The 23,377-nt window shown below is 71.8% G+C and carries 27 protein-coding genes, 2 tRNA genes, 1 other RNA gene and 3 pseudogenes; 12 read left to right on the top strand and 21 right to left on the bottom strand.

Features of this window, described 5'->3' with window-relative positions; all coding sequences use genetic code 11:
• Positions 1–137: 137 nt before the first annotated feature.
• From ACWCQS_RS14995 to ACWCQS_RS14980, 4 genes are all read right to left on the bottom strand, one after another.
• The gene (locus ACWCQS_RS14995) at positions 138–608 is read right to left on the bottom strand and encodes a PPOX class F420-dependent oxidoreductase (protein WP_451004823.1); all 471 of its coding nucleotides are present in this window, start codon (positions 606–608) and stop codon (positions 138–140) included.
• 49 nt (positions 609–657) lie between these two features.
• A complete protein-coding gene (locus tag ACWCQS_RS14990) occupies positions 658–1,479 on the bottom strand; it encodes a YceI family protein (RefSeq protein WP_451004822.1) in 822 nt (273 codons plus the stop codon).
• A 94-nt stretch (positions 1,480–1,573) separates the two neighbouring features.
• Positions 1,574–4,117, bottom strand: coding sequence for an MFS transporter (locus ACWCQS_RS14985; protein ID WP_451004821.1), 2,544 nt, complete (start codon positions 4,115–4,117; stop codon positions 1,574–1,576).
• Between the two features lie 13 nt (positions 4,118–4,130).
• The gene (locus ACWCQS_RS14980; protein ID WP_451004820.1) at positions 4,131–4,637 is read right to left on the bottom strand and encodes a MarR family winged helix-turn-helix transcriptional regulator; all 507 of its coding nucleotides are present in this window, start codon (positions 4,635–4,637) and stop codon (positions 4,131–4,133) included.
• 207 nt (positions 4,638–4,844) lie between these two features.
• Between ACWCQS_RS14980 and ACWCQS_RS14975 the strand changes: the two genes are divergently transcribed.
• The gene (locus ACWCQS_RS14975) at positions 4,845–5,045 is read left to right on the top strand and encodes a hypothetical protein (RefSeq protein WP_450984735.1); all 201 of its coding nucleotides are present in this window, start codon (positions 4,845–4,847) and stop codon (positions 5,043–5,045) included.
• 16 nt (positions 5,046–5,061) lie between these two features.
• Here ACWCQS_RS14975 and ACWCQS_RS14970 read toward each other — a convergent pair whose 3' ends face one another.
• The 9 genes from ACWCQS_RS14970 to ACWCQS_RS14930 form a co-directional block, all read right to left on the bottom strand.
• A complete protein-coding gene (locus ACWCQS_RS14970) occupies positions 5,062–5,622 on the bottom strand; it encodes a hypothetical protein (protein ID WP_451004819.1) in 561 nt (186 codons plus the stop codon).
• A 254-nt stretch (positions 5,623–5,876) separates the two neighbouring features.
• Entirely contained in the window at positions 5,877–6,815 is a 939-nt protein-coding gene (locus ACWCQS_RS14965) for an RNA polymerase sigma factor SigF (RefSeq protein WP_451004818.1), read from the bottom strand.
• A gap of 327 nt (positions 6,816–7,142) precedes the next feature.
• Positions 7,143–8,033 (bottom strand): RNA polymerase sigma factor SigF, encoded by an 891-nt coding sequence (locus tag ACWCQS_RS14960; RefSeq protein WP_451004817.1) that lies wholly within the window; start codon positions 8,031–8,033, stop codon positions 7,143–7,145.
• A 132-nt stretch (positions 8,034–8,165) separates the two neighbouring features.
• Positions 8,166–8,459 (bottom strand): Dabb family protein, encoded by a 294-nt coding sequence (locus tag ACWCQS_RS14955; RefSeq protein ID WP_451004816.1) that lies wholly within the window; start codon positions 8,457–8,459, stop codon positions 8,166–8,168.
• A gap of 10 nt (positions 8,460–8,469) precedes the next feature.
• Positions 8,470–8,649 (bottom strand): hypothetical protein, encoded by a 180-nt coding sequence (locus ACWCQS_RS14950; RefSeq protein WP_055708362.1) that lies wholly within the window; start codon positions 8,647–8,649, stop codon positions 8,470–8,472.
• A gap of 163 nt (positions 8,650–8,812) precedes the next feature.
• Positions 8,813–8,897: transfer RNA gene (locus ACWCQS_RS14945), tRNA-Ser, on the bottom strand.
• 45 nt (positions 8,898–8,942) lie between these two features.
• Positions 8,943–9,374: a tRNA adenosine(34) deaminase TadA gene (gene tadA, locus ACWCQS_RS14940; RefSeq protein ID WP_388622481.1), complete on the bottom strand. Its 432-nt coding sequence runs from the start codon at positions 9,372–9,374 to the stop codon at positions 8,943–8,945.
• Positions 9,375–9,430: 56 nt separating this feature from the next.
• Positions 9,431–9,967: a tRNA adenosine deaminase-associated protein gene (locus tag ACWCQS_RS14935; RefSeq protein ID WP_451005075.1), complete on the bottom strand. Its 537-nt coding sequence runs from the start codon at positions 9,965–9,967 to the stop codon at positions 9,431–9,433.
• 312 nt (positions 9,968–10,279) lie between these two features.
• On the bottom strand, positions 10,280–10,495 hold the full coding sequence (locus tag ACWCQS_RS14930) for a hypothetical protein (RefSeq protein WP_451005074.1): 216 nt from the start codon (positions 10,493–10,495) through the stop codon (positions 10,280–10,282).
• A gap of 159 nt (positions 10,496–10,654) precedes the next feature.
• On the opposite strand from ACWCQS_RS14930, the gene upp reads away from it, so the two are divergent.
• Positions 10,655–11,290: a uracil phosphoribosyltransferase gene (upp, locus tag ACWCQS_RS14925; protein ID WP_399172964.1), complete on the top strand. Its 636-nt coding sequence runs from the start codon at positions 10,655–10,657 to the stop codon at positions 11,288–11,290.
• 54 nt (positions 11,291–11,344) lie between these two features.
• On the opposite strand, the gene ACWCQS_RS14920 is transcribed toward upp, so the two are convergent.
• From ACWCQS_RS14920 to ACWCQS_RS14895, 6 genes are all read right to left on the bottom strand, one after another.
• A complete protein-coding gene (locus tag ACWCQS_RS14920) occupies positions 11,345–11,980 on the bottom strand; it encodes a LytR C-terminal domain-containing protein (protein WP_451004815.1) in 636 nt (211 codons plus the stop codon).
• 97 nt (positions 11,981–12,077) lie between these two features.
• Positions 12,078–12,374 carry a type II toxin-antitoxin system VapB family antitoxin gene (locus ACWCQS_RS14915; protein ID WP_004943146.1) on the bottom strand — a complete coding sequence of 99 codons (297 nt, stop codon included), beginning with the start codon at positions 12,372–12,374 and terminating at the stop codon, positions 12,078–12,080.
• Positions 12,375–12,686: 312 nt separating this feature from the next.
• A complete protein-coding gene (locus ACWCQS_RS14910; protein ID WP_451004814.1) occupies positions 12,687–12,815 on the bottom strand; it encodes a hypothetical protein in 129 nt (42 codons plus the stop codon).
• Positions 12,816–12,888: 73 nt separating this feature from the next.
• Positions 12,889–13,209, bottom strand: coding sequence for a hypothetical protein (locus ACWCQS_RS14905; RefSeq protein WP_451004813.1), 321 nt, complete (start codon positions 13,207–13,209; stop codon positions 12,889–12,891).
• Positions 13,210–13,306: 97 nt separating this feature from the next.
• Positions 13,307–13,975 (bottom strand): HdeD family acid-resistance protein, encoded by a 669-nt coding sequence (locus tag ACWCQS_RS14900; protein WP_451004812.1) that lies wholly within the window; start codon positions 13,973–13,975, stop codon positions 13,307–13,309.
• A gap of 78 nt (positions 13,976–14,053) precedes the next feature.
• Positions 14,054–14,656 (bottom strand): HhH-GPD-type base excision DNA repair protein, encoded by a 603-nt coding sequence (locus ACWCQS_RS14895; RefSeq protein WP_451004811.1) that lies wholly within the window; start codon positions 14,654–14,656, stop codon positions 14,054–14,056.
• A gap of 53 nt (positions 14,657–14,709) precedes the next feature.
• Between ACWCQS_RS14895 and ACWCQS_RS14890 the strand changes: the two are divergent.
• The 7 genes and pseudogenes from ACWCQS_RS14890 to ACWCQS_RS14860 form a co-directional block, all read left to right on the top strand.
• Positions 14,710–14,920 (top strand): annotated as a pseudogene (locus ACWCQS_RS14890) (penicillin acylase family protein); the annotation flags it as partial.
• 71 nt (positions 14,921–14,991) lie between these two features.
• Positions 14,992–15,141 carry a hypothetical protein gene (locus ACWCQS_RS14885; protein ID WP_451004810.1) on the top strand — a complete coding sequence of 50 codons (150 nt, stop codon included), beginning with the start codon at positions 14,992–14,994 and terminating at the stop codon, positions 15,139–15,141.
• Positions 15,096–15,362: pseudogene (locus tag ACWCQS_RS14880) on the top strand (GNAT family N-acetyltransferase); the annotation flags it as partial. The gene ACWCQS_RS14885 and the pseudogene ACWCQS_RS14880, both read left to right, overlap by 46 nt.
• Positions 15,363–15,364: 2 nt before the next feature.
• Positions 15,365–15,838: a cupin domain-containing protein gene (locus ACWCQS_RS14875; protein ID WP_451005073.1), complete on the top strand. Its 474-nt coding sequence runs from the start codon at positions 15,365–15,367 to the stop codon at positions 15,836–15,838.
• Positions 15,835–16,611, top strand: a complete 777-nt coding sequence (locus ACWCQS_RS14870; protein ID WP_451004809.1) for an SDR family NAD(P)-dependent oxidoreductase — start codon at positions 15,835–15,837, stop codon at positions 16,609–16,611. The genes ACWCQS_RS14875 and ACWCQS_RS14870 overlap by 4 nt, the downstream gene beginning before the upstream one ends.
• Positions 16,612–16,703: 92 nt before the next feature.
• Positions 16,704–18,485, top strand: a complete 1,782-nt coding sequence (locus ACWCQS_RS14865; protein WP_451004808.1) for a copper resistance CopC/CopD family protein — start codon at positions 16,704–16,706, stop codon at positions 18,483–18,485.
• Between the two features lie 167 nt (positions 18,486–18,652).
• Positions 18,653–19,711, top strand: a complete 1,059-nt coding sequence (locus ACWCQS_RS14860) for a zinc-dependent alcohol dehydrogenase family protein (protein WP_451004807.1) — start codon at positions 18,653–18,655, stop codon at positions 19,709–19,711.
• Positions 19,712–19,754: 43 nt separating this feature from the next.
• Here ACWCQS_RS14860 and ACWCQS_RS14855 read toward each other — a convergent pair whose 3' ends face one another.
• The gene (locus tag ACWCQS_RS14855; RefSeq protein ID WP_451004806.1) at positions 19,755–20,006 is read right to left on the bottom strand and encodes a hypothetical protein; all 252 of its coding nucleotides are present in this window, start codon (positions 20,004–20,006) and stop codon (positions 19,755–19,757) included.
• Positions 20,007–20,278: 272 nt separating this feature from the next.
• Between ACWCQS_RS14855 and ACWCQS_RS14850 the strand changes: the two are divergent.
• Positions 20,279–20,538 (top strand): annotated as a pseudogene (locus tag ACWCQS_RS14850) (site-specific integrase); the annotation flags it as partial.
• Between the two features lie 64 nt (positions 20,539–20,602).
• Here ACWCQS_RS14850 and ACWCQS_RS14845 read toward each other — a convergent pair.
• Positions 20,603–20,690: transfer RNA gene (locus tag ACWCQS_RS14845), tRNA-Ser, on the bottom strand.
• A 121-nt stretch (positions 20,691–20,811) separates the two neighbouring features.
• On the opposite strand from ACWCQS_RS14845, the gene ffs reads away from it, so the two are divergent.
• Both ffs and ACWCQS_RS14835 read left to right on the top strand, forming a co-directional pair.
• An RNA gene (ffs, locus tag ACWCQS_RS14840) (signal recognition particle sRNA small type) lies at positions 20,812–20,906 on the top strand.
• 79 nt (positions 20,907–20,985) lie between these two features.
• Entirely contained in the window at positions 20,986–23,304 is a 2,319-nt protein-coding gene (locus ACWCQS_RS14835; protein WP_451004805.1) for a DNA polymerase III subunit gamma and tau, read from the top strand.
• Positions 23,305–23,377: the final 73 nt, after the last annotated feature.

Raw genomic sequence — 23,377 nt, 5'->3', positions numbered from 1 at the left:
GTGGTGTCACCCGGATGATGGACTTGCCCTGCTTGACCATCGCCTCCCGGGCCCTTCCTGTCTGCGCCTCTCGCACTGCTTCGCAGGCTTCGGGGCGCTGCGCCGGACTCCGTCCGTCGGGTGGGAGCGGGCGGTGTTCATAGATCGCCGGCCAGCCGCGCCGGAAACCCGCCGGTCGCCACCGGTCCCCACCGCTGTGGTGTCACCCGGATGATGGACTTGCCCTGCTTGACCATCGCCTCCCGGTACTCGTCCCAGTCGGGGTGTTCGCCGGCGATGTTGCGGTAGTACTCGACCAGTGGTTCCACGGAGTCCGGCGCGTCGATGACCTCGGCCGTGCCGTCGATCTGGACCCAGGGGCCGTTCCATTCGTCGCTCAGGACGAGCAGGCTCACCCGCGGATCGCGTTTGGCGTTGCGGGTCTTGGCGCGCTCGGGGTAGGTGGAGACGACGATCCGTCCCGAGTCGTCGACCCCGCAGGTCAGCGGGGAGGCCTGCGGTCCGCCGTCGGCGCGGCGGGTGATCAGCAGGGCGCGGTGCCGGGGCCGTACGAAGTCCAGCAGCTCGTCCAGCGATACACGGGTGTTGGTAGCGATGTTCGGTGCCATGGGGGCAGCCTAGGGGCAGTGTGCGCGCCCGTGGCTGACCCTGCCGTGCCTACGCCTGGGGCAGCGAGTCGCCCTGCACCGCCTGGATGTCCAGCTCCACCTTCAGCGTCGTACCGATCGCCGCGATGCCCGCCTGGAGCACCTGGTTGTAGTTCATCGCGAAGTCCTCGCGGCGCAGTTCGGCGGTCGCCCGGAACGCGGCGCGCGTGCCGCCCCACGGGTCCGCCCCGGTGCCGAGGTAGGCGAGGTCCAGGTCCACCGGTCGTACGACCCCGTGCATGGACAGTTCGCCGTGCACCGTCCAGCGGTCGGAGCCCGACTGGGTCACGCCCGTCGAGCGGTAGCTGATCTCCGGGTGCTGCTCGACGTCGAGGAAGTCCGCGGACTTCAGATGCCCGTCGCGCATGCCGTTGCCCGTGTCGATGGACGCGGCCTTGATCACCGCCTGCACACGGGACTTGGTGACGTCGTCCGGGGCGATCTCGATCGTGCCGCCGAACTCGGTGAACCGCCCGTGCACGCTGGAGATCCCCAGGTGCTGGGCGACCGCGGCCACGGAGGAGTGCACCGGGTCGATGCTCCAGGGCCCGGGCGGCGGCAGCTCGGTGCCGCCCTGCCGGGCCAGGGTGACCGTGCCGACCTCGGCCCGGCCGCTGGCGGTGACGATCGCGGAGGAGGCCGCGGGCGCGTACCCGACGGCCGTCACGATCACCGTGTACGCCCCCGGCGCCAGCTCGGTGGCATCCCGTACGGCTCCCTCGGCGTCCGCCTCGGCGCGCAGCACCTGCGTGCCGGTCATGTCGGTCACCGTGACGACCGCGTGCGACACGGCCCACCCGTCTCGCGTGCGGATCTTCGCGGTCAGTCCCATCCCGTTTTCTCCCTGCAAAGCCTTACAAATCGGTCGTATGAAACCGGCCCGTGGCGCACACACGACGGTGCGTGTGCCACGGGCCGGGAGTGAACTACTCGCTGGGGTGGGCGAGTTCGATGTCGTGCCCGTCGACCCCGGTGCCGGCCACGGTCAGGGCCGTCGCCACCGGCGGGTAGCCGGTCGCGATGACCGTGTACTCGCCGCTGTCCAGGTCGGTGAAGGCGTACGCGCCGTCCACACCGGTGGTGGCGGTGCCGACCACGTTGCCCGCCTGGTCGACGAGCGTCACCCGGGCGTCGGCCAGCGGGCCGTGCGGGGCCCGGACGACACCCTGGAGCTGGGCGCCGGCGTCCAGGTCGATCTCGATCCGGGTGACCCCGGTGGCGCCGATCTCCACCGGCAGGGCGCGCGGCCGGAACCCGCTCGCGTTGACGGCCAGGGTGACCGTGCCGGGCACCAGGTCGGTGAGGGCGAAGTCGCCCTGCTCGCCGGTGGCGGCGGTGGCCAGCAGATCACCGCGGACGTCGGTGACGATCACCATGGCGTCCTTGACCGGCAGCGCGCTCCCGGCGGCCCGGACCACACCGGTCAGCCCGCTGGTGCCGCTGAGCAGGATGTCGTACGACAGCGGCTCCTCGCCCACCACGACGGTGGAGGCCTGCGGCTGGTAGCCGTCGGCGGAGGCGATCAGGACGTACGACCCGGTGCCGGGGGCGTCGACGGAGTAGGAGCCGTCGGCCTGGGCGACCGCGCGGCCCAGCTGGCGGCCGGACAGCGAGATCAGGGTGACCGCGGCCTGCGGGACCGGCGCGCTCTCGGCGCCGCGGACGAAGCCGTGCACCGGGGTGCCGCCGCCCGTACCGGGCTCGGCGATGGTGGCGACGGCGGTCGCCGCCGGCCGGGCGGCCGTGGCCGCGGCCGGTGCCTGGGCGGAGGTGTCGGACACGACGGGCGTGGCCCAGCTGGGCACCTGCTGCTGTGCGGGTTCCTGCACGGCGTTCTCCACAACGGTCTCCACGGGGGCGGCCGGGGCGTCGGCCTCGGCGGCCTGGGCGAGCGCACCCTTGGTCTTCAGCGGGACCTCCTTGATGAACAGGGTGATCAGGAAGGCGAGGGCGGCGAGGCAGCCGGCGATGAAGAAGACGTCGGCGATGCCGTGGCCGTAGGCGCTCTCCAGCAGCGTCCGCAGCGGCGCCGGCAGCTTGCCCATGTCCGGGATGCTGTCGGTGGAGCTGGAACCCGCCAGGGCCGCCTGGTACTTCGGGCTCAGGGCGGAGATGCCGTCCTGGACGTAGTGCGTGATGCGGTGGGACATCACTGCGCCGAGCGCGGAGACGCCGACCGCACCGCCGAGGGAGCGGAAGAAGGTGACCGTGGAGCTGGCCGAGCCGAGGTCGGACGGGGCGACCTGGTTCTGGGTGGCGAGCACCAGGTTCTGCATCATCATGCCGATGCCGAGACCCAGCAGTGCCATGAAGATCGCCATCTTCCAGTACTCGGTGTCGTACCGGATGGAGCCGAGCAGGCACAGGCCGGCCGTCACCAGGACACCACCGCTGACCAGCCACGCCTTCCAGCGGCCGGTGCGGGTGATGAACTGACCCGAGACGGTGGAGGAGACGAACAGGCCACCGATCATCGGGATGGTCATGACGCCGGACATCGTCGGGGACTTGTCCCGGGCCAGCTGGAAGTACTGGCTGAAGAACACCGTGCCGGTGAACATCGCGATGCCGACGAACAGGGAGGCGAGGGACGCCAGGGTGATGGTGCGGTTCCTGAACAGGCGCAGCGGGATGATCGGCTCACTCGCCTTGGACTCCACGAGCACGAACAGCGCGCCGAGGACGATCGAACCGCCGACCATCGCGTACGTCTGCCACGACACCCAGTCGTACTTGTCGCCGGCGAAGGTGACCCAGATCAGCAGCAGCGAGACGGCGGCCGAGATGAAGAACGCGCCGCCCCAGTCGACCTTCACCTCCCGCTTGACCACGGGCAGGTGCAGGGTCTTCTGCAGCACGATCAGGGCGATGACGGCGAACGGGACACCGACGTAGAAGCACCAGCGCCAGCCCAGCCAGGAGGTGTCGGTGATGACACCGCCGAGCAGCGGGCCGCCGACGGTGGCGACGGCGAAGGTGGCGCCGAGGTAGCCGGAGTAACGGCCGCGCTCACGCGGGGAGATCATCGCGGCCATGACGATCTGGGCGAGGGCCGACAGACCGCCGACACCGATGCCCTGGACGACCCGGCAGGCGATCAGCATGCCGGCGTTCTGCGACAGACCGGCGGCCATCGAGCCGAGGACGTAGATGACCAGGGCTATCTGGACGAGGGCCTTCTTGCTGTACAGGTCGGCGAGCTTGCCCCACAGGGGAGTGGCCGCGGTCATCGACAGCAGGGCGGCGGTGACCACCCAGGTGTAGGCGGACTGACCGCCACCGAGGTCACCGATGATGTGCGGCAGGGCGTTGGAGACGATCGTGGACGACAGGATCGCCACGAACATGCCGAGGAGGAGGCCGGACAGGGCCTCCATGATCTGCCGGTGCGTCATCGGGGCGTGGCCCGCCGCGGAGCCTCCCCCGTGCTTGGCGTGAGCCCGCACACCGGCTGGTGTGGTCGTTGCCATGGGCTTCCTTCTCTTACGTGCTTGCGGGTGTACGGGTGGTCTCTTCGAGTACGGGGGCGGCTGGGGCGGCCGGGAACCGTACCGGGACGGACCGGCAGTCGCCGAAGGACGCGCGCAGGCGGGTCATCAGCCGGATCAGCTGGGCCACCTCGTCGTCGGTCCAGTCGGCGAGCCGCTCGGCGAGCAGATGCGTGGTCCGCCGGGACAGCTCATGGAGCTCCTCCAGGCCCGCGGGCGTCAGGCGCAGGATGCGCGAGCGCTTGTCCGCCGGGTCCGGGTGCCGCTCGATCCAGCCGCGCGCGGCGACGTGCGCGACATGCCGGCTGGTGACCGACATGTCCACGGCGAGCAGCTCCGCGAGCTTGCTCATGCGCATGTCTCCGTGGCGGCCGAGCAGGGTCAGCACGGCGGCCGAACCGCCCGGGCAGTCGGGCGGCAGGATCCGCCCCATGTCCCGTTTCACGGCTCCGACGGCGCTGAGCTGACGCGCCAGCTCCTCGAACTGCGCCTGCTCGGCCATCACACCTCCCGTATTCGTTGCTTGAGGCAACCTTAAGCCTGTTTGGTTGCTGCAGGCAAATAAACGAGGGGTCCCGCGGCGTAAAAACTTGGCAAAGGCAAGTGTTGCAACAGTAAACATGCAGGTAGGTGCGGGCGGGGTGCCCCTGTCTGTCCCGGTGGCCCCCCACTTGGGCGGCCCCGCCTGTCTTCGCTAAGGTCTCGGGCCATGGCTAACACCCAGGGCCCCCAGGGCAACTACGACCCCGCCGGCAGCACCCAGATGTTCCGCGCGTTCGTAGACGAGGCCCCCCAGGGCCGACAGCAGCAGCCGGCCGCCGCCTCCTCCGGCCCCCGTATCGGCCTGATCATCGGTGTCGTCGTGGCGATCGCCGTGGTGGCGGGCGTGGCCTGGCTGGCGCTGAAGTAGGACCGCCGTCAGGCGATCACTTCCACTGGACGGACACGTCGCGCGTCTCGATGTGCATGCCGAGCGGCACACGCCAGGCGTCGACGCACACCGTCCAGGTGTGGTCCTCGTGCGCGCCCGGTGCGATCGGCACGGGAAGGCCGACCGTCGAGTCGACCGTCCCCCAGTCGATGCCGAGCGCGCCGATGACGTGCGTCCCGAAGGTCACGGACCCCGAACGCACCGCCGTGCCCCCCGAGTTGTGGAAGCCGACGGTCACCTTCTGACACCAGCGCTGGTCCGTCGCCCCGGTCGTCGGGCTGCCCCAGGAGAGATCGGCGGGTGTGGGGGGCCTGCCCTGGCCGTGAGTGGGGCCGGGGCTGGGACCGGGCGAGGTGGCGGACGGTGTCGTACGGCTGTCCGTGCCGGTCGGGCCGGGAGTGGCGGGGGAGCCGTCACCGCCGGGGGCGGCGGAAGCCTGCTCCGGAGCGTTCGTTCCGCCCGAGGTACCGGTGCTGCCCGAAGACGCGACCGCGCCAGGTGAGTTACGGGGGCTCCCGCTCGTGCCGCCGCCTCCGTCGAGCGGCACCAGGGTCACGGACCCCGTCGGGCCGACAGAGCCCGGCCCGCGCTGTCCCGAGCCGACCGCGACATATCCGCCGCCCGGGCCATGGCCCCCGCACGCGGCAAGCACCCCGCCCAGGACGACGACGACCGCCGACGCTGCCGTAACGGCGCCTCGGCGGCCACGTGTCCATGTCGTCGTACGAAGCATCGGGCCATGGTGGCTGACGCCTCGTCAGATAGGAAGGGTCCGGACGGGACCAGCGCCCCGCAGGGGCCGGCACACGGTCAGTCGGAGATCAGGCCCTCCCGCAGCTGCGCCAGCGTCCGGGTCAGCAGGCGTGAGACGTGCATCTGGGAGATGCCGACCTCCTCGCCGATCTGGGACTGGGTCATGTTGGCGAAGAAGCGGAGCATGATGATCCGGCGCTCGCGGGGCGGGAGCTTGGCCAGCAGGGGCTTCAGGGACTCGCGGTACTCCACGCCCTCCAGGGCCGTGTCCTCGTAGCCGAGGCGGTCGGCCAGGGAGCCCTCGCCGCCGTCGTCCTCGGGGGCCGGCGAGTCGAGGGAGGACGCGGTGTAGGCGTTGCCGACCGCGAGGCCGTCGACCACGTCCTCCTCGGAGACCCCGAGCACGGCGGCCAGTTCCGTCACCGTCGGGGAGCGGTCCAGCTTCTGGGACAGCTCGTCGCTGGCCTTGGTGAGGGCCAGGCGCAGCTCCTGCAGGCGGCGCGGGACGCGGACGGACCACGAGGTGTCGCGGAAGAAGCGCTTGATCTCGCCCACGACCGTCGGCATGGCGAAGGTCGGGAACTCCACGCCCCGTTCGCAGTCGAAGCGGTCGATCGCCTTGATCAGGCCGATCGTGCCGACCTGGACGATGTCCTCCATCGGCTCGTTGCGGGAGCGGAAGCGCGCGGCCGCATAGCGGACCAGCGGCAGATTCAGCTCGATCAGGGTGTCCCGGACGTAGGCCCGTTCGGGGCTGTCCTCGCCGAGTGCGGCGAGCCGCAGGAACAGGGAACGGGACAGGGTGCGGGTGTCGATGTCCCCCGCGGCCGGCGGAGCCGGGAGGTCGGCGGCCGCCGGGGCGGTCGGGGACGGCGCGGCGTCGAGGGCCGTGACGCCCTCGATGCCGTCGAGGACGTCGAGAGCGTCGAGCTCCTTGGGCGCTGCCTCGCTCGTCGCGGGCGTCAGCACCTTCGAGCTGCCCTGGTCTGCGGACATGCCACCCCCTTTGGGTCGCGGGACGGTCGTGGCGGCGCCGTTCTTGCGAGCAGCGCAGCCTTCACCTGAATACCGGCGCCGAAGGCCCGGCAAACGCGTCTCCCGCAGAATGTCACATGTCGGCAACACGCTGTAGTGACATGTCGACATGTGAGAAGTGAATCGGCCCTGGAAAGACGGGGTCTGACGCTTTTCGGGGGCCCAACTGTCGGCATCTGCGCTGGTGAGCGATTCGCTCTCGGTGGTGATGCATCGATCGGGTTTGCGATGCAGGGGATGATCCCGTGCGTGCTTCCGTGCGCCTGCTGTGCTCCGCCCCGGGGGCTTCTACGCGTCGATGCGATTCGCCGAGCGCAGCCGCTGGAAGCTGCGGGCGAGAAGCCGGGAGACGTGCATCTGGGAGACGCCGAGTTCCGCGCTGATCTGCGACTGGGTGAGATTGCTGTAGTAGCGCAGGAGAAGGATTCGCTGTTCTCGTTCCGGGAGTTGGACGAGGAGATGGCGGACCAGGTCGCGGTGTTCGACGCCGTCCAGGGCCGGGTCCTCGTAGCCGATGCGGTCCAGCAGTCCGGGCAGTCCGTCGCCCTCCTGGGCGGCCTCCAGCGAGGTGGCGTGGTACGAGCGTCCCGCCTCGATGCAGCTCAGCACCTCCTCCTCGCTGATCCTGAGCCGATCGGCGATCTCGGCGGTGGACGGGGAGCGGCCGTAGAGCGTGGTGAGGTCCTCGGTGGCGCTGTTGACCTGGACCCACAGCTCGTGCAGCCGGCGCGGCACGTGGACGGTGCGGACGTTGTCCCGGAAGTAGCGCTTGATCTCGCCGACCACGGTCGGCATGGCGAAGGTGGGGAACTGCACGCCCCGGTCCGGGTCGAACCGGTCGATGGCGTTGATCAGACCGATGGTGCCGACCTGGACCACGTCCTCCATGGGCTCGTTGCGGGAGCGGAAGCGGGCGGCGGCGTAGCGCACGAGCGGGAGGTTCGCCTCGATCAACGCCCCGCGCACGCGGTGGTGCTCCGGCGTGCCCGGGGAGAGCTCCTTCAGCTCGGCGAAGAGCACCTGGGTGAGAGCTCGCGTGTCGGAACCGCGCCGCTTCTCGGGGCCCGCGGGAGCGGTGGCGGGGGCGGGCGGGGCCGCCTCCTCCTGAGGCGGCGCAGTACTGGCCGACACGGTCAACGCCACCTCTTCGTCGCTCAATGATCGGTCAAAAGCGGTCATAGCATCACAAGACATGTGCACTGTGTGCAAGCACCGCATTACCCCGTGTTGTGTTCAAACTCCAACAAGTTGGGGATTAAGACGCACCAAAGCCCCCCGCCGTTGCGGCGGGGGGCTCCCGGGCGGAAGTGGTCAGAATTCGTAGTCGGCGATCACCCACGTGGCGAACTCGCGCCACATCGCGACGCCCGCCTGGTGGGCCGGATGCTCCAGATAGCGCTGGAGGGCGTCGGTGTCCTCGACCGCCGAGTTGATCGCGAAGTCGTAGGCGACCGGCCGGTCGCTGATGTTCCAGCCACACTCCCAGAAGCGCAGCTCCTCGATCTGGCCGCCGAGGGCCCTGAAGGCCTCCACGCCCGCCACGACCCGCGGATCGTCGCGCTCGACGCCCTCGTTGAGCTTGAAGAGGACCAGGTGGCGGATCATGGGATGTACCTCAGCTCTTTCCTCCGTTGGCGACCCACGTCATGAAGTCGCCCACGGCCTTGGCCGCGTCCGATATGCCCTCGAAGACTATCTGTACGTAATGGGCCGCCTTGGGCGGGTCCGTGATGATCACATACAGTGCGAAGACCACGAGCACGTATACGGCGATCTTCTTGGCGTTCACCGCCACCGCGGCCTCCCCTGTGCGTGCGCCTTGTGAGCCCCTGTTGCCGGCGGCGAGTGTAACCTTCGCGCCCTTTTCAGGGGACCAACGGTCCGTCGCCCGAGGTCTTTTGCGTCCCGTCCCCGGGACGCACGAAGGGCCCCGTCTTTCGACAGGGCCCTTCTTCAAGCGGTAGCGGAGGGATTTGAACCCTCGGTGACTTGCGCCACACTCGCTTTCGAGGCGAGCTCCTTCGGCCGCTCGGACACGCTACCGAGGGAGACCTTACAGCACACCGGGGCGTGCTCCGAAATCGGTTTTCACCGGTCCCGGAAAAACTCGGTGAGCAGGCGGGCGCAGTCCGCCGCGAGGACGCCCTCGACGACCTCCGGGCGGTGATTGAGCCGCCGGTCGCGGATCACGTCCCACAGCGAGCCCGCCGCGCCCGCCTTGTCGTCCCGGGCGCCGTAGACGACCCGGTCGACGCGGGACTGGACGATCGCGCCCGCGCACATCGTGCACGGCTCCAGGGTGACCACGAGCGTGCAGCCGGCCAGCCGCCACTCCCCGAGCAGGGCGGCGGCCCGCCGGATCGCGAGGACCTCCGCGTGGGCCGTGGGATCGCCGGTGGCCTCGCGCTCGTTGTGCCCGACGGCGAGCACCGTCGTACCGTCCGGGGACAGCACGACGGCGCCGACGGGGACGTCCCCGCCCCGGACGGCCCGTTCGGCCTCGGCCAGGGCGAGTCGCATCGCGGCCCGCCAGCGGTCGCGCACCGGGTCCGGAGCGGCGGCCGGGTGCTCGACGGTCAGCGGACGGTCTCCAGCACCTCCGAGGCGCCCAGGGCCTCGGCGATCGCGCCCAGCGCGTCCTCGGCGTCCAGCGAGCGCAGTTCCTTCTCGCTGATGCCCAGGTCGTCGAGGATCTGGCTGTCGCCCACGGGGCTGTGCGGAACGGCGTCGGCGGCGGCGCCCTCCTCGTCGTCCTCGGCGGACTCGGACTCGCCGTCCTCGGTGCCGTCGAGGTCGAGGGAGTCCAGATCGGGGCCGTCGTCGGCACCTGGCTCCCGGCCGAGCAGCTCGTCGGTGAGCAGCAGCTCGCCGTACGCGCTGCGCTGGGCGGCGGCCGCGTCCGAGACGTAGATGCGAGGGTCGTCCTCGCCGTCCACGCGGACGACGCCGAACCAGGAGTCCTCCTGCTCGATCAGCACGAGCACCGTGTCCTCCTCGGGAGAGGCTTCACGGGCCAGGTCGGCAAGATCCGACAGGGTCTCCACATCGTCGAGCTCTGTGTCGCTCGCTTCCCACCCGTCTTCGGTGCGCGCGAGCAGTGCGGCGAAGTACACCGTGACTCTCCCACTGGTCATAGGCGTGCCGGTTGGGGGTCCCCCCGGCGGAGGTACTTGGGCGGAGAGAGCTGGGCTCCGAGCCCCACCCACTCGGAATCGTGGCAGAAACAAGGCGTTCAGGGGACGTCTTCGGCGCCCTGTGTCTTGCAGCCACCTGCGGATCGTACGCGGCTTTTCCGGCCGGTCACGCACACCCACCTCGCAAACGCCGGTGTGTGCGCGGATCTTCCTGACCCAGAACTTCCTTACCGGGTCCTGCCCCAGAGGATTCCCACGAGGATTCCCAAGCGTGTCCCTCCCGCAGTCGGTCTACCAGCGGAACGTCCGCATGCGCAGCGCGTGGCGCAGCCGCGCGGCCTTGGCGCGTCGTGGCTGGACCCGGGCGCGCAGCTCACGGGCCTCGGCGAGGTCACGCAGGAACCGGGCGCGGCGGCGCCGGCGCTCGGCGTCCGTCTCCGGTACGGCCGCGGCGCGTATCGCGGGCTCGTCGGCGCCCTCGGGTGCGTTCTCCGGAAGGCCAGGCAGGTCGGGCACGTCACACCACCCCAGTTCCTCCCTCCCACTTTCCCCCGTACGGCCGCTTCGAGCCAGGGCCGGAGGGGTGTCGGCCGGGGTCCGGGCCGGGGTCCCGGTGGGGGGTACGCCGGAACGGGCGGGGGCCGCGGCGCGGGTACCGTTAGGGGCATGCGTCTCCATGTCGTCGACCACCCCCTGGTCGCCCACAAGCTCACCACGCTGCGCGACCAGCGCACCGACTCCGCGACCTTCCGGCGGCTCGCCGACGAACTGGTCACCCTGCTCGCCTACGAGGCCACGCGGGACGTGCGCACCGAAGCCGTCGACATCCGGACCCCGGTCGCGCAGACGACCGGAGTCAAGCTCGCCCGCCCCCGCCCGCTGGTGGTGCCGATCCTGCGCGCCGGCCTCGGCATGCTGGACGGCATGGTCCGGCTGCTGCCGACCGCCGAGGTGGGCTTCCTGGGCATGATCCGCAACGAGGAGACGCTGCAGGCCTCCACCTACGCCTCGCGCATGCCGGAGGACCTCTCCGGCCGTCAGGTGTACGTCCTGGACCCGATGCTGGCGACGGGCGGCACGCTGGTCGCAGCGATCCGGGAGCTGATCAAGCGCGGTGCGGATGATGTGACGGCGGTGGTGCTGCTCGCCGCTCCCGAGGGCGTCGAGGTGATGGAGCGGGAGCTGGCGGGGACGCCGGTGACGGTGGTCACGGCGGCCGTGGACGACCACCTCAACGAGCACGGGTACATCGTGCCGGGGCTGGGGGACGCGGGGGATCGTCTCTACGGGGCGGCCGAGTAGTTTCCGCGCCGACCGGGGTGCTGATCGGGGGGTGCTGAGTGATCGCCCCCGGGTTCAGCACCCCTTCTTGATGGAAGGCGCCGACGTCGATGCGGGCGCGGTCAGCCTGGCCAGGGTCTGGTCCGCCTCCGTCGGCTTCACCAGGCCCTTGAAGGCGTCGCCCAGGATGAGGTCGACATCGGTGCCCTTGCGGGTGTCGGCCCGTTGTTCGGCGCCGGTGAGCTGGGCGGCGAGCACCGGCAGCGAGGTGTTCTGGGCGGCCGCGGGACCGAGCAGTATCCCGGCGCTCTTCACCTTCTTGTCGTACTGCCCGGGCGCGTTGCCCACGTCACCGATCCTGAAGCCCCGCTTCTTCAGCTCGTCGGCGGTGGACTTGGCGAGCCCGGTGCGCGCGGTGGCGTTGTAGACGTTCACGGTGATCTGGCCCGGCTTCGGCAGGGCCTTCACCTGTGCGGCCGTATCGGCCTTGGGACGGCAGTCGGTCTTCGGGCCGGCCGCCGAGGCCTTCTTGCCGCCGGTGAAGACGTCGATGAGCTGCAGGGTGCCCCAGCCGATCAGGCCGAGCACGGCGACGGACGCAACCACGGCGGCCACGAGCCTGGCGCGTCGGCGCGGCGGACGCATCCGAGGGTATTTGTCCCCCGTGATCCGGTACCGGCCGCCCATGCCAGGGGGAGTGAGCATGCTCATGGGCGCAGCGTAGTGCGCCCGAGCGGCGCTGCCTATTAGATGATCAGTCGATGCCGCTCAGGGGAACCCGAAAGGGTCAAGGGGGGTGTCGCGCCGGTCAGTCGAGTTCGAGCACGCGCGCGTGCAGCACCTGGCGCTGCTGGAGGGCGGCGCGGACCGCGCGGTGCAGCCCGTCCTCCAGATAGAGGTCGCCCTGCCACTTCACGACGTGTGCGAAGAGGTCGCCGTAGAACGTCGAGTCCTCCGCCAACAGGGTCTCCAGGTCGAGCTGCTGCTTGGTGGTCACGAGCTGATCGAGGCGGACCGGGCGCGGCGCGACGTCCGCCCACTGCCGGGTGCTTTCCCGGCCGTGGTCGGGGTACGGCCGGCCGTTTCCGATGCGCTTGAAGATCACACGGAAAGCCTACCGGTCAAGACGTTCCGGGCGCAGCCATGGCGGCGGAGTGCGGCGCCTGAAAAGATTTCGTAGAGGGGTCATATGTGCCGTTAACGGGACGAGATCACCGGGCACAGGGGTCGGGACGGGCGGGACCGTACCGGAGCGGGCGGTGTGCGGCTCCCCGCTCCACGGGCGTTGTGCACAGGCTGTGGATCGCGAGCCGGCCCCCGAGAAGCCGGGCACCAGGCCGGCCGCGAGATCCCCCCGCCCCCTGTTCGGTATGGCACGGCCCGGCGAAGGCGGTGGCCCGCCTTCGCCGGTACCGGTTCAGCGTTGCCGTTCCTCGGACGGCCGCTGCGGCTCTTCCTTGTGCTTCTGCTCCGGCTTCGGTTTCGTCGCGCGCCGGGCCTCCGCGCGCAGCAGGGCGCGCAGGACGGCGTAGGTATCCATGGGCATGACTGTGCTGCTCCTTGCGTCTGACTGACCTGTGACCGGCCTTCGGCCGGCCTTTCGCGGGGACGCGGGTCCGTCAGCAGCGCAGGACCACCGTGCGGAGCAGGGGCGGGGCGTACGGCGCCCGGGGCGTGCCGGGGCAGGCGCGTACCGCCGGCCGGGCGGGTGCCGGGTCGGGGAGGGGCGCGGGGCGCTCGGGTACGCCCGCCCGGTGGACGGCGGGAGCGGGCGGCCGCAGGAGCGTGTCGAGCACATCGTGCTCGAAGGTCTCGGCGGACGCGCCCAGCGCGTGGGCCGCCTGGGCCTGCGCATGGGCGGCGGGCACCCACAGGGCGAGGAGCAGCACGAGCGCCCGCAGCCAGGTACGGCTCCGGGGGACACTCGCGGTCCTGCTCACGTCGGGTATGTCCCCGGGGCGTGCGGGGTGTGCAGCACGCGGGGCCCGAGATTCGCCCGCTCGGCGTAGGCGCGGGGCCCGCGGTTGACGCCGCCGCTCACACCGTGCGCGGGATCGCCTTCGCCCGGCCGCGGATGCTGAACGCGGTGACGATCTCCACGATCCCCACGACGAGCAGCCAGACGCCGGCGACGAGGGTCAGCACGGCGACCGACCGGAACGGCGCGTCGATGAGCACGATCCCGGCGACGAAGGTGAGGACCCCCAGGAGGATCTGCCAGCCCCGGCCGGGCATCCGGGAGTCCTGCGCGGCGGCGATGGTCTGGGTGATCCCGCGGATCAGCCAGCCGATGCCGATCCACAGGGCGAGCAGCAGGATCGACTGCATGGGCCCGCGGAAGCAGAGCAGGCCGAGCAGGATCGACAGCGCGCCGCTGATGAACGCCAGCACCCGCAGCGAGGTCGCCCGGTGCGTGCCGAACGCGGCGACCAGTTGGAAGACGCCGCTGGCCAAGAGGTAGAGCCCGAACAGCACGCCGGCGACGAGCAGGGAGGGGCCGGGCCAGACGAGCACCAGGACGCCGAGGACCAGTGAGGCGGTCCCGGTGACCATGACCACCTGCCAGGCGGCCTGGGACAGGGCGTGCAGGGGCCCCTCGAACGGCGGCTCGGGCTCACGCCGGTCGCCCGGCGGCGCGCCCGCGTGCACATTCCGGTCGTCGTACTCACGGCCCCACTCCGGACCGGTGTGCGGTATCTCGGTCATGGTTCATGCTGTGGACGGCGGGGTCGGGGCTGCCATCGGGGTGGGCCGGTCGAGTGAGGGCCCGCGGCCACTCCACGTCTATCGGCCCGGCTTGCCGGAGGCCTTCGCCGCCGCCTTCATCTCCTGCTTGTGCGCGCGCACCTTGGCCAGTGACTCCGGCCCGGTGATGTCGGCGACGGAGCGGAAGGACTCGCGCTCGCCGTACGCCCCCGCGGCCTCCCGCCAGCCCTCGGGCGTGACGCCGAGCTGCTTGCCGAGCAGGGCGAGGAAGATCTGGGCCTTCTGTTTGCCGAACCCGGGCAGGTCCTCCAGCCGTTTCAGCAGTTCGGAACCGGTCGGCACGCCCCGCCAGACCGCCTCCGCGTCCCCGTCGTAGTGCTCGACGAGGTACTGGCACAGCTGCTGGATGCGCTTGGCCATCGAGCCCGGGTAGCGGTGCACGGCCGGCTTCTCGGCGAGCAGCGCGGCGAAGGCCTCCGGGTCCATCGCGGCGATGTCGTGCGCGTCGAGATCCCCGGCCGCTTCGACGCCGAGCCGGTCGGCGATGGTCCGGGGACCTTTGAACGCCCACTCCATCGGGACCTGCTGGTCGAGCAGCATGCCGGTGAGTGCGGCGAGCGCGGACCGCCCGAGGAGCGCGTCGGCGTCGGGGTCCTGGGCGAGGTGCAGGGTGACGTCCATGCGTCGATGGTGGCCCGACGGCGCGCGCGACGCAGCCGGGGTGGTCCGACGGCCGCAGGGCACGCCTCGACGACACGGCCCGCTGCTGCTTCGTCGCGCCGAACGCCGGGAGCCGGAGACGGCCGACTGCGTCCGGGCGTACGTCGACGGCGTCAACGAGGGTCCGCCGGCCGATGCCCGCCGGGCGCCCGAATGCGCCTGCACCGGACTCACCCCCACCCCCTGGCAGCCCGGACCCCGCCCGGCGCCTGGCTCGCCACCCACAAGGGGTAACTGGTCCCCGTCGTCACCGACCGGACTCCGCTGACCTCGCTGGAACCCGACGAGGAAACCCCATGACCGACCTCTATGAACAGCACGTCGATGGCTTCGGCACCGTCCGCATCCGCCCCCGCGACCCGGCGACCTCGGCGTCCACGTCCTCCTCGGCCCGGCCGGCCCCTACGGCCCGCGCCCCGGCTGGACTTCGGCGCTGCCGGCCGTGATGACGACGTACGCGCTGCGGGCCCCGGACCGGCGCCGGCTCGTGGTCGACCCGGACGTACGCGACACCAGGGCGATCGCCCGCTTCGAACGCCAGGGCTTGGTGCGCGGCCCGGCGGTCGTCCTGCCCGAGGGGACCTCCCCGCTGTGTACCGGTGTGTACCGGCCGGAGAAGCATGCCCAACTGGCCTTCCTGGAGCGCGCGATAGCCTTCCCCGGGTGACGTTGACGCCGGACGATCTGATCGCGCACTACGGCCTCGAACCCATCCCCCGCGAGGGCGGCCTGTTCCGGCGTACCTGGGAGGGGCCGGAGCGCCGCGACGGCCGGCCCGAGGGCTCCGCCATCGTCGCCCTGCTCACCGCCGACGACTTCTGCGCCCTGCACCGCCTGCCCACCGACGAGATCTGGCACTTCTACCTCGGCGACCCGCTCGACCTCCTGCTGCTCGCCCCCGACGGCAGCACCCGCACCGCCGTCCTCGGCCCCGCCCCGCTGTCCGGCCAGCACCTCCAGCTCACCGTGCCCGCGCGCACCTGGATGGGCGCGCGGGTGGCACCGGGCGGCGCGTGGGCGTTCTTCGGCTGCACCATGGCGCCCGGATTCACCTATCCGGACTACGAACACGGGAGCGCGGCCGACCTGACGGCGCGTTACCCGTCCGAGGCCGCCCGGATCGCGGAACTGTGCCGCCCATGAACAGGAGCCCGCTGAACCTGCTCGACGGACAGACCGCCCTGGTGACCGGCGCGGGCGGCGGCATCGGCCGCGCCATCGCGCTGCGCTTCGCCGAGGAGGGCGCGGCGGTGGCCGTGCACTGCCGTACGGCGGTGGACGCGGCCGGCGAAGTGGCGGCCCGGATCCGGGAGTCGGGCGGCGAGGCCGTCGTACTCCGGGCGGACCTGACGGACGAGGACGCCTGCCACCGACTGGTCCGGGAGGCGGCGGACTGGTCCGGCGGCCGGCTCACCGCCCTCGTCAACAACGCGGCCGTCCAGCCCATCCAGCCCCTGCCCGGCATGACGGCGGCCGAGTGGCGCACGGTCGTCGACACCGACCTCACCAGCGTCTTCGCCTGCACCCAGGCCGCCGCCGCCCATATGCGGGCCCACGGCGGCGGCAGCATCACCCACATCGCCTCCATCGAGGCCTCCCGTCCCGCGCCCGGCCACGCCCACTACAGCGCAGCCAAGGCGGCAGTGGTCATGCACGCCCGCGCGGCGGCTCTGGAATACGGGCCCGACGGCATCCGGGTCAACGCCGTGTCGCCCGGCCTGATCGACCGGGAGGGCCTGGCGCAGGCCTGGCCGGACGGCGTACGCCGCTGGCTTGCCGCCGTCCCCACCGGCCGGCTCGGCCGTCCCGAGGACGTGGCCGACGCCTGTGTGTTCCTGGCCTCGTCGCTCGCGAGCTGGATCACCGGCCACGACCTGACCGTGGACGGCGGCATCTCGGCCCGGCCGACCTGGTGAGCGTTGCGGCCGATCGCTCGCGGGGTGAGCGCTCCGGCCGGTCTCTGCGTACTCATACGGAGGACGGGCGGCGAGGCGTGCTCCTAAGAGGAATGCGGCGAGGGAGGGGACGAGTGCTGCTGCACGACCGGCGTCGAAGGGCACGACGGCTGGGCCTGCTCTGCGCGGGCCTCTTCGTGCTGCTGCTCGGCACGGCGGCCCCCGCGTCCGCCCACGCGGCCCTGCGCACGTCCGACCCCGCCGACGGAACCCTCCTGCGCACGGCCCCCCGGCACGTCACCCTGACCTTCTCCGAATCGGTCGGCCTGCTCACCGACTCCTTCCGCGTCTACGACCCCACCAACCGCCGGCTGCGCACGGGCCCCGCCGAGCACGCCCCCGGCCGCTCGGACATGGCCCGCGTCGCCCTCCCCGCGAAGCTCGCCACCGGCACCTACACGGTCGCCTGGCGGGTGGTGTCCGCGGACAGCCACCCGGTGTCCGGAGCGCTCACCTTCTCGGTCGGCAACCGCACGGCGACGGCCGCGAGCCCGGCCCCCGACGACGCGGAGAACCCCGCCACGGCGGCCCTGTACAACATCGCCCGCTACCTCGCCTACCTCTCCGTGGCCCTCCTGCTCGGCGCCGCGGCGTTCGTGGCGTACTGCCGCCCGCCGACGGCGGCCCCGCTGCGCACCCCGGTGCTGACCGCCGCCTGGACCCTCCTCGCCACGACGGCCGCCCTGTACCTCCTGCGCGCCCCCTACGAGGAGGGCACCTCACCCGGCGTCTCCCTGGGCTCCCTGACCCACACGGCCACGACCCGCCCCGGCGCCCTCCTGCTCGTCCGCCTGACGCTGCTGCTCCTGGCCGGCGCCGGTGTGGCGCTCCTGCGGGCCCGCCGCAGAGGACTCCCGCGCCGTACGACGCTCGCCGTGGCCGGGGCCGTCTCCCTCCCCCTCGCCCTCACCTGGACGGCGGCCGACCACGCCGCGGCCGGCATCCAGGTCCCCCTGGCCATCACCTCCGCCACCCTCCACCTGCTGGCCATGGCGGCCTGGCTGGGCGGTCTGACGGCCCTCCTGCGCACCCTGCGGCGCACCTCCCCGGCCACCGTGGCCCGCTTCTCCCGCCTGGCCTCCGCCTCGGTGACGGTCCTGGTCCTGACCGGCGTGTACCAGTCCTGGCGCGGCCTCGGCTCCTGGCAGGCACTCACGGACACGACGTACGGCCGCACGCTGCTGGCCAAACTGGCGGCGGTCACCGCGCTGCTGCTGGCGGCGGCCTGCTCCCGCACCTGGACCACCCGCCTGGCCCGGGAGCCCCGGGTGGCCGTCGCCCGTGTCCCCGAACCGGCCACGGGCCCCCCGCTCCCACCGGAACCCGCCGCCCCGCCCCCACCCCCGCCCTTCCACACCCTGCGCCGCTCGGTGCTGGCGGAGGCGGCCGTCGGCGTGCTGGTCCTGGCCCTGACGACCCTGCTGACGAGCACGGTCCCCGGCCGTGCGGCCGAGGAGGCCGCACAGTCCGCAACCGCGACGACCGGCATCCCCACGGCCTCCGTCACCACGATCCCCTTCGACGTCGGCACCCCCGGCGGCCACGGCAAGGTCCAGATCACCCTGGACCCGGGCCGGATCGGCCGCACCTCCGTGCAGGCGGTGGTCTACGGCCCCGACGGCGGCCTGTCCACGGTCCCCGAACTCCGCGTCACCCTCACCCTGCCCGCCCGGCACCTGGGCCCCCTCGACACCCGCATCACCGACCGCGGCGGCTACTGGTCCACCGACTCCTTCGACCTCCCCCTCCCCGGCACCTGGACGATGAAGGCGACGGTCCGGGTGTCGGACCTGGACCAGGTGACGGTGTCGGCACGGGTGCGGGTGACGCGGTAGGCCAGTCCCGGACGCGGTCGATCTTCTGGGCGGGGCAGCTGGTGGCCGGCCACTCGTCCCGGGCAGGAGCGCCAGGTGGACATGACAGCGCTCGCGAAGGAGCGCAAGGTGGAGTGGAGGGGGGTGACTTCTGGCGATCAGACGAAAGGTCGCTCATGCCGCGATCCATGCGCGCGCTCGTGGCCGGAGAGGTCGGCGAGCCGAACGACGTCCTGCGGCTGGAATCCCGGCCTGTCCCCACGCCAGAAGCCGGCCAGGCGTTGATCCGCGTGAAGGCGACTCCGATTCACGCCAGCGATCTGCACGTGTTGCGCGGTCGCTACGGTTTCGCCCCCGAGTTTCCCACTGTCGGCGGGCACATGGAATGCGTGGGCCGTGTTGCGGCCCTGGGTCCGGACACCGAGGGACTGAAGATCGGCGAGCGTGTGGTGGCCGTCGCCGTCCCGGCCGTACCCGGGCCGCGGGTGACCGGCACCTGGCAGGAATACCTTGTCGCCGATACACACAGGCTGCTGCCGGTCCCCGATCGTCTGAGCGACTCCAGCGCCTGCCAACTCGCCGTCAACCCGTTGACCGCGCTGCTCCTGGTGACTCGCGAACTCCACGTACAGCCGGGCGAATGGCTGTTGCAGACGGCGGCGGGCTCCACCGTCGGCCGGCTCGTCATTCAGCTGGCCGGGCATCTGGGTGTCCGCACGATCAACGTGGTGCGGCGGCGCGATGCCGTTGCGGAGATCAAGGCGCTTGGTGGCGACGAGGTCGTCTGCACCGAGGACGAGGACCTGGTGCGGCGGGTGACCGAGATCGCAGGACCGGACGGCGTGCGCAAGGCCGTCGACTGCGTCGCGGGCCACGTGGGTGCCCAGGTGTCCCAGGCATTGGCTCCCGGCGGAGAGGTCGTGGTCTACGGCGCGCTCTCCACCCACCGGCAGACCGACCCGGTGGCGCTGACCATTCCGCTGTCGGCGCGCTCGATCATCTACGAGACCAAAGCGGTGCGCGGCTTCTGGCTGAACCGCTGGTTCGGCACCGCCTCACCCACGGATGCGCTGCGCGCGCTGTCCGAGGTTCGCAGCCTCGTCGCTGATGAAGTGCTGAGCATCCCCCAAGGCCGGCCGTTCCCGCTCGAACGATTCACCGAAGCCGTCTCGTTCGCCGAAACACCCGCGCACGGCGCCAAACCGCTCTTCGTCTTCGAAGACGACCGGGACGAAGACGACGGCTAGAACGCGGTGCCCGGCGGTGTCCGGGCATGCAAGGGGCGCCGCGTCAGGTGTTGGAGGGATCTTCTCGTTCGGGGCGAGCGCGTTCGAAGCTGCGCGTGGCTGGGATCACACCAGCAGGTATGACCGCCAGGTAGACCAAGCCGGACCACGGCTGAGGGATCTCGGACTGAAGCGCGACCGAGAGGGCTGCCAGGGCCACGAACCAGGCGAGCAGCAAAGGGTGCCGAGCAAGGTGGCGCAGGAACCCGGTGAACCTGCCTGGCTGCTGTGTGGGGTCGGCGTCCGTCGGCTTCATGCGCGGACTGTATCGCCGCTCCAGTGGAGGAACCGCAGGCTGGACGCACACGTCCCGGCAGTCGATGGCCTCCCAAGAGATCCCTTCCGGGAGCGGACCGGGCTCGTCCTTGGAGCATGGTTGTGCGCTCGGCTGCCTGCTGGTCCTCGTCGGTGCGGTCGTGGGGTTCCTCGTCGAACGCGCGGTGACGGCAGTCGGCGTAGGCGAGGTGTGTGGGCAGCGAGGTCCGAGGACACCCGCCGTCAGCTCCGTGAACAGCCGACCGGGAGGGAAAGGGCTACGTCTTCGCCTCGCCGGTCGGCGAGCCTCTCAGCCCCGACACCGACCATCACTTATGGAAGTGGCTCCTGCGGTCGGGACGGGCGGCTTCACGACGCTCGGCACACCACCGCGACCGTGCTTCTGATCCTCGGCGTCCAGGATGTCGTGATCGACGCGCATGCATGTGACGGGAGTCATGCTCCGGAAAGTCGCTCAGCAGGTCGGAGACGCCCTCTGGGCGCCGCCCGGAGCGGGCCGGGAAAGTGACTGAGACGGAAACCGAGACGGACGAACGCCAGAGGGCCGGGCCACTTTCGTGACCCGGCCCTCTGGGCTGGCGGAGGATACGAGATTCGAACTCGTGAGGGGTTGCCCCCAACACGCTTTCCAAGCGTGCGCCCTAGGCCTCTAGGCGAATCCTCCGCCGGAAACATTACATGACCGAGGGGAGTGCTCGCGAACTCGTTCCCGCAGGCCCGCATCGGGTGCGGCCGTGGGTCGTGATCGGGTACGGACCGTGGGCCGCGATCGGGTAATGTGGGGCGCAGCCCCTCACGCGGCGCTATCTGACTGAACTCCCCCAGGGCCGGAAGGCAGCAAGGGTAGGTCGGCTCTGGCGGGTGCGTGGGGGGCCCTTGCGTTCCCGGGTCGGTCCGGACCTCGCCGGGGCGCCCGCGGCCGGGACCGGTTGTCAGTGGGCGCCTATAACCTCGTATGCGTGTCGTCTCTCGCGCTGTACCGCCGCTATCGCCCGGAGACCTTTGCCGAGGTCATCGGGCAGGAGCATGTCACCGACCCGCTGCAGCAGGCGCTGCGGAACAACCGGGTCAATCACGCGTACCTGTTCAGCGGTCCGCGCGGCTGCGGCAAGACGACGAGCGCACGCATCCTCGCCCGCTGTCTGAACTGTGAGCAAGGTCCCACTCCGACCCCGTGCGGCGAGTGCCAGTCGTGCCGGGACCTGGCGCGCAACGGCCCGGGCTCGATCGACGTCATCGAGATCGACGCGGCCTCTCACGGTGGTGTGGACGACGCCCGTGAGTTGCGCGAGAAGGCGTTCTTCGGCCCCGCGAGCAGCAGGTACAAGATCTACATCATCGACGAGGCCCACATGGTCACGTCGGCCGGCTTCAACGCGCTGCTGAAGGTCGTCGAGGAGCCGCCGGAGCACCTCAAGTTCATCTTCGCGACCACCGAGCCCGAGAAGGTCATCGGCACCATCCGGTCGCGGACCCATCACTACCCCTTCCGGCTGGTGCCGCCCGGCACCCTGCGGGACTACCTCGCCCAGGTGTGCCAGAAGGAGGACATCCCGGTCGAGGACGGCGTGCTGCCCCTCGTCGTGCGGGCCGGCGCGGGTTCCGTGCGTGACTCCATGTCCGTCATGGACCAGCTCCTCGCCGGCGCCGGCGAGGAGGGTGTGACGTATGCCATGGCCACCTCTCTCCTCGGCTACACCGACGGCTCGCTTCTCGACTCCGTCGTCGAGGCCTTCGCCACCGGTGACGGGGCCGCCGCCTTCGAGGTCGTCGACCGTGTCATCGAGGGCGGCAACGACCCGCGCCGTTTCGTCGCCGACCTGCTGGAGCGGCTCCGGGACCTGGTGATCCTCGCCGCCGTGCCGGACGCCGTGGAGAAGGGGCTGCTCGACGCCCCGGCCGACGTCCTGGAGCGCATGCAGGCCCAGGCCTCCACCTTCGGCGCCGCCGAGCTGAGCCGCGCCGCCGACCTCGTCAACGCGGGCCTGACGGAGATGCGCGGCGCCACCTCGCCCCGCCTCCAGCTGGAACTGATCTGCGCGCGCGTGCTGCTGCCCGCCGCCTACGGCGACGACCGGTCGCTGATGGCCCGCCTCGACCGTCTCGAACGCGGCGTCCACTTCTCGGGCGGCGGCATGCCCGCCATGGGTTACGTCCCCGGCCCCGAGGCCCACGGCACCGGCGCCCCCCTGCCCTCGGTACCGCCCGGCAGCGGCCCGGCAGCGGCCCGCGCGGCGGTACGAGCGGCTGGTGGGCCGGGGGCGGGTGGCACCGGTGTCGGTGGGCCGGGTGTGGGTGCGCCTGGAGCTGCTGGTCCCGGTGACGGCGGCCCTGGTGCCGGCGGTCCGGCCCCGGCCGCCCCCGCTCCCACGGCACCCCCCGCAGCGGCTGCCCCCGCCACCCAGGCCCCGGCATCGCCTTCCGAACCCCCCGCTGCCCAGGCCCCGGCCGGTGCTCCCACCCCGGCTCCCGCCGCTCCCGGTGCCTGGCCCACCGCCGCATCCGCCGGAAGCGGCCGACGCCCCGGTGGCTGGCCCACGGCAGCGGCACCGGCGGGCGGCGCACCCCAGGGCCAGGCCCCCGGCCGTGCCCCGGCCCAGCAACAGCCCCCGGCAGCCCCGGCAGCTCCGGCGGCCCCCGCAGCCCCGGCGGCGCCCCCGGCCGCCCCGAGCGGTGGCCTCGACCCCCGCATGCTCTGGCCGAACATCCTGGAGGCCGTCAAGAACCGCCGCCGCTTCACCTGGATCCTGCTCAGCCAGAACGCGCAGGTGACCGGCTTCGACGGCACCACCCTCCAGCTCGGTTTCGTCAACGCCGGTGCCCGCGACAACTTCGCCGGCAGCGGCAGCGAGGACGTGCTGCGGGCGGCACTGGCCGAGCAGTTCAACGTGCAGTGGAAGATCGAGGCGGTCGTCGACCCGTCCGGCGGCGGTTCCGCACCGGCGCCCGCCGGGGGCTCGGGCTTGGGCGGCGGAGCCGGCTACGGCGCTCCCGCCGGGGGCGGCGGTGGCTACGGCACCCCGGCCGCACCCCGCCCCACGGTCCCCCAGCCGACCCCGCAGGCTCCCGCGGCACCCCAGGCCGGCCCCAGCTCCGCCACGGCGGCACCCACGCCTGCCCCCCGGCCCGCCGCCGCGCCCGAGCCGCCCCCGGTCGCCCCCGAGGACGACATCCCCGAGGACGACGACCCGGACCTGGACGAGTCGGCCCTCTCCGGCCACGAACTGATCGTGCGGGAACTGGGCGCGACGGTGGTGGAGGAGTTCTCGAACGAGTAGCCGACCGGAACGGCGAGGACGCGCGAGTGGCCCCACTTTCCGCGAGCAACCCCTCTTTGGAGGAAACCCCAAC

Source organism: Streptomyces sp. NPDC002076 (assembly GCF_053593835.1).
Note: the sequence above shows the minus strand (reverse complement) of the source record. Positions and strands in the feature narration are given on the sequence as shown.

What these genes read in the sequence shown, in the direction of transcription:
- ACWCQS_RS14865 (WP_451004808.1), top strand. Translation starts at nt 16,704, where the DNA reads ATGCGGCGAGGGAGGGGACGAGTGCTGCTGCACGACCGGCGTCGAAGG.
- ACWCQS_RS14960 (WP_451004817.1), bottom strand. Translation starts at nt 8,033, where the DNA reads ATGACCGCTTTTGACCGATCATTGAGCGACGAAGAGGTGGCGTTGACC.
- ACWCQS_RS14985 (WP_451004821.1), bottom strand. Translation starts at nt 4,117, where the DNA reads ATGGCAACGACCACACCAGCCGGTGTGCGGGCTCACGCCAAGCACGGG.
- ACWCQS_RS14870 (WP_451004809.1), top strand. Translation starts at nt 15,835, where the DNA reads ATGAACAGGAGCCCGCTGAACCTGCTCGACGGACAGACCGCCCTGGTG.
- tadA (WP_388622481.1), bottom strand. Translation starts at nt 9,374, where the DNA reads ATGCGACTCGCCCTGGCCGAGGCCGAACGGGCCGTCCGGGGCGGGGAC.
- ACWCQS_RS14980 (WP_451004820.1), bottom strand. Translation starts at nt 4,637, where the DNA reads ATGGCCGAGCAGGCGCAGTTCGAGGAGCTGGCGCGTCAGCTCAGCGCC.
- ACWCQS_RS14975 (WP_450984735.1), top strand. Translation starts at nt 4,845, where the DNA reads ATGGCTAACACCCAGGGCCCCCAGGGCAACTACGACCCCGCCGGCAGC.
- upp (WP_399172964.1), top strand. Translation starts at nt 10,655, where the DNA reads ATGCGTCTCCATGTCGTCGACCACCCCCTGGTCGCCCACAAGCTCACC.
- ACWCQS_RS14860 (WP_451004807.1), top strand. Translation starts at nt 18,653, where the DNA reads ATGCGCGCGCTCGTGGCCGGAGAGGTCGGCGAGCCGAACGACGTCCTG.
- ACWCQS_RS14995 (WP_451004823.1), bottom strand. Translation starts at nt 608, where the DNA reads ATGGCACCGAACATCGCTACCAACACCCGTGTATCGCTGGACGAGCTG.
- ACWCQS_RS14885 (WP_451004810.1), top strand. Translation starts at nt 14,992, where the DNA reads ATGACCGACCTCTATGAACAGCACGTCGATGGCTTCGGCACCGTCCGC.
- ACWCQS_RS14910 (WP_451004814.1), bottom strand. Translation starts at nt 12,815, where the DNA reads ATGCCCATGGATACCTACGCCGTCCTGCGCGCCCTGCTGCGCGCGGAG.
- ACWCQS_RS14920 (WP_451004815.1), bottom strand. Translation starts at nt 11,980, where the DNA reads ATGAGCATGCTCACTCCCCCTGGCATGGGCGGCCGGTACCGGATCACG.
- ACWCQS_RS14990 (WP_451004822.1), bottom strand. Translation starts at nt 1,479, where the DNA reads ATGGGACTGACCGCGAAGATCCGCACGCGAGACGGGTGGGCCGTGTCG.
- ACWCQS_RS14900 (WP_451004812.1), bottom strand. Translation starts at nt 13,975, where the DNA reads ATGACCGAGATACCGCACACCGGTCCGGAGTGGGGCCGTGAGTACGAC.
- ACWCQS_RS14895 (WP_451004811.1), bottom strand. Translation starts at nt 14,656, where the DNA reads ATGGACGTCACCCTGCACCTCGCCCAGGACCCCGACGCCGACGCGCTC.
- ACWCQS_RS14855 (WP_451004806.1), bottom strand. Translation starts at nt 20,006, where the DNA reads ATGAAGCCGACGGACGCCGACCCCACACAGCAGCCAGGCAGGTTCACC.
- ACWCQS_RS14955 (WP_451004816.1), bottom strand. Translation starts at nt 8,459, where the DNA reads ATGATCCGCCACCTGGTCCTCTTCAAGCTCAACGAGGGCGTCGAGCGC.
- ACWCQS_RS14965 (WP_451004818.1), bottom strand. Translation starts at nt 6,815, where the DNA reads ATGTCCGCAGACCAGGGCAGCTCGAAGGTGCTGACGCCCGCGACGAGC.